The 6,501-nt window shown below is 70.8% G+C and carries 7 protein-coding genes; 5 read left to right on the top strand and 2 right to left on the bottom strand.

All coding sequences use genetic code 11. The annotated features are described in order from the left end of the window. Positions 1-150: 150 nt before the first annotated feature. From VN520_RS03650 to cseC, 4 genes are read left to right on the top strand one after another with little or no spacing between them, the layout of a single operon-like run. Complete coding sequence (locus tag VN520_RS03650) at positions 151-735, top strand: SigE family RNA polymerase sigma factor (RefSeq protein ID WP_325745367.1); 585 nt, start codon at positions 151-153, stop codon at positions 733-735. Next, positions 723-1,415, top strand: coding sequence for a hypothetical protein (locus VN520_RS03645; RefSeq protein ID WP_414719761.1), 693 nt, complete (start codon positions 723-725; stop codon positions 1,413-1,415). The genes VN520_RS03650 and VN520_RS03645 overlap by 13 nt, the downstream gene beginning before the upstream one ends. 11 nt (positions 1,416-1,426) lie before the next feature. Next, on the top strand, positions 1,427-2,137 hold the full coding sequence (cseB, locus tag VN520_RS03640; protein WP_325745366.1) for a two-component system response regulator CseB: 711 nt from the start codon (positions 1,427-1,429) through the stop codon (positions 2,135-2,137). Continuing rightward, the gene (gene cseC, locus VN520_RS03635) at positions 2,134-3,459 is read left to right on the top strand and encodes a two-component system sensor histidine kinase CseC (RefSeq protein WP_325745365.1); all 1,326 of its coding nucleotides are present in this window, start codon (positions 2,134-2,136) and stop codon (positions 3,457-3,459) included. The genes cseB and cseC overlap by 4 nt, the downstream gene beginning before the upstream one ends. A 61-nt stretch (positions 3,460-3,520) precedes the next feature. Here the strand turns inward: cseC and VN520_RS03630 are convergent, their stop codons facing one another. Beyond that, entirely contained in the window at positions 3,521-5,116 is a 1,596-nt protein-coding gene (locus VN520_RS03630) for an MDR family MFS transporter (RefSeq protein ID WP_325745364.1), read from the bottom strand. Positions 5,117-5,252: 136 nt separating this feature from the next. On the opposite strand from VN520_RS03630, the gene VN520_RS03625 reads away from it, so the two are divergent. Then, on the top strand, positions 5,253-5,837 hold the full coding sequence (locus tag VN520_RS03625) for a helix-turn-helix domain-containing protein (RefSeq protein ID WP_325745363.1): 585 nt from the start codon (positions 5,253-5,255) through the stop codon (positions 5,835-5,837). A gap of 17 nt (positions 5,838-5,854) precedes the next feature. Here the strand turns inward: VN520_RS03625 and VN520_RS03620 are convergent. Continuing rightward, positions 5,855-6,501 (bottom strand): M23 family metallopeptidase (locus VN520_RS03620; protein WP_325745362.1); only part of this gene is annotated, 647 nt, incomplete at its 5' end.

Here is a 6,501-nt window from a genome sequence, read left to right as displayed (position 1 = left end):
TGTTACACAACCGATGGACAGCCGTGCGCCCGCGTACGGCTGCTCCGCACACCCTCGTGACAACGCCTCCGTAACGTCACCGGACGTCGGCGACGGGACCACCCGGCTGATGGCGGTACACGGGGATCCACGGGGACGGAGGCGGTCGTAATGGCTCAGGGCGAGGTGCTCGGATTCGAGGAGTACGTACGGACCCGGCAGGACGCGCTGCTGCGCAGTGCCCGCCGGCTCGTGCCCGACCCCGTGGACGCGCAGGATCTCCTGCAGACCGCCCTGGTCCGGACCTTCGGCCGCTGGGACGGCATAGCCGACAAGTCCCTCGCCGACGCCTATCTGCGCCGCGTCATGATCAACACTCGTACGGAGTGGTGGCGGGCCCGCAAGCTCGACGAGGTTCCGACCGAGCAGCTCCCCGACGCGAGTGTCGACGACGGCGCCGATCAGCGCGCCGACCGCGCCCTGCTCATGGATGTCCTCGGGGTACTGGCTCCGAAACAGCGCAGCGTCGTCGTGCTGCGACACTGGGAGCAGATGAGCACGGAGGAGACGGCCGCGGCGCTCGGCATGTCCGCCGGCACGGTGAAGAGCACCCTGCACCGTGCTCTGGCACGACTGCGCCAGGAGCTGGAGGACCGTGCGGCCCGCAGCCAGGAGGCCGAGGCTGCGCCGGCGCGGATACCCTCACAGCGGAACAGGCGTCATGACGAGCGGGGGCGGGAGCGGTGCGCGGCCTGACGGGCAGCAGGAAGGACACGGCCGGCCGCGGGGGACTCGGGGCCGGCCTGGCGGCGGGGAGCACGGCGGTGGCCGGGCTCGCCGCCTTCGGGCTGTTCTGCGCCGGCTGTTCCACCGGAGGCACGGGGACGCGTGACGAGGGCCCGGCCGCCACCCGGCAGGTCGCCCGGGCCGCTCCGTCGAGCACGGCGCCCACCGGGACGGCGAAGCCCTCCCCGCGGGTCGACGCCGTCCGGCTCGTCCAGGGCGACCCGAAGGTGAGCCGGCAGCTCAAGGACGGTCTGAAGCCCTGCACCGGTGACGAGTACCCGGTCGACACCTCGTACGGCACGCTCACCGGCGGCCCGGCGGCCGATGTCGTGGTCAACGTCATGACCTGCGGCGATTCGGTGGGCGTGGGCACCTATGTCTACCGGCAGGATGCCGGCGGTTCGTACAGGAACGTCTTCGCCGCCGAGGTGCCGGCGGTCTACGGCACCATCGACCGGGGCGATCTGGTGGTGACTACACAGGTGTACGGGTCGAAGGACTCGGTCGCGTACCCCTCCGGCGAGGACGTCGTCACCTACCGCTGGGACTCCGGCCGGTTCGCCGAGACCGACAGGGTGCACAACGAATTCAACCAGGCCGTCGGCAGCGGAGAGGGCTCCCTCCCCGCACCGCCGACGACGCAGAGCTGAGAGCCGTACGCATGGCCGATACCCATGTCCTCTTCGTGGAGGACGACGACGTCATCCGTGAGGCCACCCAGCTCGCACTGGAGCGGGTCGGCTTCTCGGTCACCGCGGTGCCCGACGGCCTGCTGGGCCTGGAGGCCTTCCGGGCGGACCGCCCGGACATCGCCCTGCTGGACGTGATGGTGCCGGGCCTGGACGGGGTCAGCCTGTGCCGGCGTATCCGCGACGAGTCGACCGTGCCCGTGATCATGCTGTCGGCGCGTGCCGACTCCATCGACGTGGTGCTCGGCCTGGAGGCCGGGGCCGACGACTACGTCACCAAACCGTTCGACGGAGCGGTGCTCGTCGCCCGCATCCGCGCCGTGCTGCGGCGCTTCGGCCACGCCTCCGGCGCGGGCGGGACACCTGCCGGAGGCGGCGGGACGCCGGACGAGCCGGGCGGGGTGCTGGTCTTCGGCGACGTGGAGATCGACACCGAGGGCATGGAGGTGCGCCGAGGGGGCGCGCACGTGGGCCTGACCCCGACGGAGATGCGGCTGCTGCTGGAATTCTCCTCGGCGCCCGGCACCGTGCTGTCCCGGGACAAGCTCCTGGAGCGGGTCTGGGACTACGGCTGGGGCGGGGACACCCGCGTCGTCGACGTCCATGTGCAGCGCCTGCGCACCAAGATCGGGCAGGACCGGATCGAGACGGTCCGCGGCTTCGGCTACAAGCTCCGCGCATGAGGCGGCTGGCGCTGCGGACCGGTGTCCGCTGGAAGATCAGCATCGCGATCGCGGCCGTCGGCGCGCTCATCGCGCTGGCCCTGAGCCTCGTCGTCCACAACGCGGCCCGCGTCTCGATGCTGGAGAACGCGCGCGAGGTGCAACTGGAGCGCCTGCTGTTCGCACAGCGGCTGTACGAGGCCACACCCGCGCAGAAGCCGTCGCCGAAGTTCGGCGCCAAGATCAACGACCCGTCGCTGCCGGTGAGCCTGCGCAGCCAGATCCAGGAGAACCGGCGCGCCACCCATGTCGACGACTCCGCGGACGGGGTTCCCGACGTCTGGGCCGCCGTTCCGCTGGGCAACGGAGACGTCCTGTCCCTGCACACCCGCTTCGCCGACCGCAGCGCCACGATCATGGGCGACCTCGACAGGGCCCTGGTCATCGGTTCGGTCTCGGTCGTCTTCGGCGGCTGCGCGCTCGGCGTCCTGATCGGCGGCCAGCTGTCCCGGAGGCTGCGCAAGGCGGCGGCAGCGGCCGGCAGGGTCGCCCAGGGCAACACGGAGGTACGCGTACGGGAAGCGGTCGGCGGGGTCGTACGGGACGAGACCGACGAGCTGGCCAGGGCGGTGGACGCGCTCACCGACGCGCTGAACGAGCGGATCCAGGCGGAGCGCCGGGTCACCGCCGACATCGCCCATGAGCTGCGCACCCCGGTGACCGGCCTGCTCACCGCGGCCGAGCTGCTGCCCCCCGGGCGCCCCACGGAGCTCGTGCGGGACCGGGCCCAGGCGATGCGGACCCTGGTCGAGGACGTCCTGGAGGTGGCCCGGCTGGACAGCGCCTCGGAGCGGGCCGAGCTGCAGGAACTGCCGCTCGGCGAATTCGTCAGCCGGCGGGTCCGGCTGCTGGATCCCGGGATCACGGTGCGGGTGGTGCACGAGGCCTGGGTGTCCACGGATCCGCGGCGGCTGGAGCGCATCCTGGGCAATCTGCTGGGGAACGCCGCCGAGCACGGCGCGGACCCGGTCGAGGTCACGGTCGAGGGCCGGGTGGTACGGGTCCGCGATCACGGGTCCGGTTTCCCCGAGGCACTGCTGCGGGAGGGGCCGAGCCGGTTCCGTACCGGAAGCAGCGACAGGGCCGGGCGCGGCCACGGGCTGGGGCTGACCATCGCCGCGGGCCAGGCGCGGGTCCTGGGGGCCAGGCTGACGTTCCGCAACGCGGGGCCCGCCGGGGGCGCCGGGGGCACGGGTGGAGCGGTCGCCGTGCTGTGGCTGCCCGAGCACGCGCCGACGAACACCGGAAGCTTCCCCGTGCTGCGGCAGGCAGAGACGGGCTGAGCGGACAGGGGCGGGCCCCGGAGACGTCTCGCCTCCGGGGCCCGCCCCTGTCCGGGGCCGCTCAGGCGGTCTGCGACTGCTGGAGCGCCTCGGGCCGGGCTGCCGCCGCTCCGTCGTCGTCCGGGGCGGCCGCCTCCGGCTTCGCCGTGCCGCGCAGCGGGACCTCCTTGACGAACAGTGCCGCCACCAGGGCCACCACCGCGACCGAGCCGCCCACGAGGAAGGCGAGGTGGGTCCCCGAGGCGACGGCGTACTCGTACGCCTCGCGCACCGGGGCCGGAAGCTGCGCCAGGCTCGCCGCATCCAGCTGGGCCGACTTCTCGGTGGCCCCGCCACCGCCGCGCGCCGTCATCTCGTCCTGCACCCGGCCGGTGAACAGGGCTCCCATGATCGCGACCCCGAAGGAGCTGCCGAGCGTACGGAAGAGCGTGGTCGTGGACGAGGCGACACCCATGTCCTTCAGCTCGACGCTGTTCTGGGCGACGAGCATCGTGATCTGCATCAGGAAGCCCATGCCCGCGCCGAGCACCGCCATGTGGATGCCGGAGGTGAGACGCGTGGTGCCGGTGTCCATGGTGGAGAGCAGGAGCAGGCCGGCGACCATCAGGACGCTTCCCACGACGGGGAAGATCTTGTACTTGCCGGTGCTGGTGGTGACCCGCCCGGCGATCAGCGAGACGATCATCATCGCGAGCAGCAACGGCAGGAGCAGCAGACCGGAGTTGGTCGCGGACGCCCCCTGCACCGACTGCTGGTAGAGCGGGAGGAAGAGCACCGCTCCGAACATCACGAAGCCCACCATGAAGCCGACCACGGACATGAGGGTGAAGTTGCGGTTGCGGAAGATGTGCAACGGCACGATCGGTTCCGCGGCCTTCGTCTCGACGAGGAGGAAGCCGGCGAGGGAGGCGACGCCCAGGGCGACGAGCTCCATGATCACGGCCGAGCCCCAGGCGTACTCCGTACCGCCCCAGGTGGTGACCAGCACGATCGCGGTGATGCCCACGGTGAGGAGTACGGCCCCCAGGTAGTCGACCTTGGTCTTCTTCCGCTCCTTACGGGGCAGGTGCAGCACCGCGGTGACCATGGCCAGCGCGACGGCGCCGAGCGGCAGGTTGATGTAGAAGCTCCAGCGCCAGCCCAGGTGGTCGGTGATGGTCCCGCCGACCAGCGGTCCGCCGATCATCGCGACCGCCATGACGCCGGCCATCATGCCCTGGTACTTGCCACGCTCCCGGGGCGGCACCAGGTCACCGATGATGGCCATGACACCCACCATGAGCCCGCCCGCACCGAGGCCCTGGACCGCCCGGAAACCGATCAGCTGGCTCATGTCCTGGGACATCCCGCTCAGCACCGAGCCGATCAGGAAGACCACGATGGACGTGAGGAAGATTCCCTTACGTCCGTACATGTCGCCGAGCTTGCCCCAGATGGGGGTGGAGGCCGCGGTGGCCAGGGTGTAGGAGGTGACCACCCAGGACAGGTGTTCCATACCGCCCAGGTCACCGACGATGGTGGGCATCGCGGTGCCGACGATCAGGTTGTCGAGCATGGCCAGCAGCATCGCGATCATCAGCGCGAGAACCACCACCCGGACGCTGCGCGCCTGTGGTTCCGCTTCCCCGCCCGCCGCGGTCTTCCTGAGGTCTGCCATGCCGTCCGCTCCCCTGGTCCCCTGATACCGGTCCGCCCACCGACCTGGCACTTACTTGCCGCCCGGCTAGTTGGCTACACTGAGGAAAGTAGACCCGTAACTAGCCGGGCGTCAAGTAAGTTTTGGGGAGAGTCGCATGGGCAGCACGCCGCAGCCGCGCCGGGGCAACACCCGTCAGCGCATTCAGGACGTCGCCCTGGGACTCTTCGCCGAGCAGGGGTACGAGAAGACCTCTCTCCGCGAGATCGCCGAGCGGCTGCAGGTCACCAAGGCGGCGCTGTACTACCACTTCAAGACCAAGGAAGACATCCTCAACAGCATCTTCGAGGACCTGAACCGGCCGGTCGAGGACCTCCTGGAGTGGGGCAAGGAGCAGCCGCGCACCCTGGCGACCAAGAAGGAGATCCTGGTCCGCTACAGCGAGGTGCTCAAGACCGCCGAGCCGCTCTTCGTCTTCATGCAGGAGAACCAGGCGACGGTGCGCGAACTGAGCATCGGCCACACCGTCAAGCACCGGGTCATCGCCCTGGTCGACCTGATCAAGGATCCCGACGCCCCGCTCACCGACCAGGTGCGGTGCTTCAGCGCACTCTTCACGATGCACGCCGGGATGATGGCCCTCAGGGACGCCGAAGGCGACCCCGAGGAGAAGCGCAAGGCTGCTCTCGAGGTCGCCATCGAACTGGTGACCAGGGCCCATGACCCGGGGCCCGCCGCTTAGCGGCTCCGGGCGCCGCGTCAGATGTGGACGTGCTCGCTCTTCAGGAAGGAGACCGGGTTGACCGCCGAGCCGTAGTTCGGGGTGGTGCGGATCTCGAAGTGGAGGTGCGGGCCGCTGGAGTTGCCGGTGTTGCCGGACAGGGCGATCTTCTCGCCCGTCTTCACGCGGTCGCCGACGTTCACGTCGATCCTGGACAGGTGCGCGTACTGCGAGTACTTGCCGTTGGCGTGCTTGATCACGACGGCGTTGCCGTACGCGGGGCCGTCGCCGGCGCCGTTCGGGCCCGCCTTGACGACCCGGCCGGAGTGCGCGGCCTCGACCTTGGTGCCGATCGGCACCGCGAAGTCCTGGCCGGAGTGCTTGCTGGCCCAGCGGGCGCCACCGGTGCCGTAGCTGGCACTCAGCACGTACTTGTCGACCGGGGCCTCCCAGGAGGCGGCCTTCTTCTTCGCCGCCGCCTTCTTCTTGGCCGCGGCCTGCTTCTTGGCGGCGGCCTTCTCCGCCTTCCCGGCCTTCGCCTCGGCTGCGGCCTTGCTCTGGGCGCTCGCCTGCCGGGTGACGGAGTCGGCAGTGGTGACCGCGCCCGCCAGGGCCGCGGTGTCCGCCGTGCCGGACGCGAACGCCGCGCCCGCACCGAACACCATCGACGCACCCAGGCCGGCGG

Source organism: Streptomyces sp., assembly GCF_035563135.1.
Lineage (GTDB): Bacteria > Actinomycetota > Actinomycetes > Streptomycetales > Streptomycetaceae > Streptomyces.
The sequence above is the reverse complement of the archived record's forward strand: the minus strand, read 5'-3'. Positions and strand labels throughout refer to the sequence as shown.

Bases quoted from the DNA above. Each gene is read 5' to 3' on its own strand.
- VN520_RS03650 (WP_325745367.1), top strand. From the start codon at position 151: ATGGCTCAGGGCGAGGTGCTCGGATTCGAGGAGTACGTACGGACCCGG.
- cseB (WP_325745366.1), top strand. From the start codon at position 1,427: ATGGCCGATACCCATGTCCTCTTCGTGGAGGACGACGACGTCATCCGT.
- cseC (WP_325745365.1), top strand. From the start codon at position 2,134: ATGAGGCGGCTGGCGCTGCGGACCGGTGTCCGCTGGAAGATCAGCATC.
- VN520_RS03630 (WP_325745364.1), bottom strand. From the start codon at position 5,116: ATGGCAGACCTCAGGAAGACCGCGGCGGGCGGGGAAGCGGAACCACAG.
- VN520_RS03625 (WP_325745363.1), top strand. From the start codon at position 5,253: ATGGGCAGCACGCCGCAGCCGCGCCGGGGCAACACCCGTCAGCGCATT.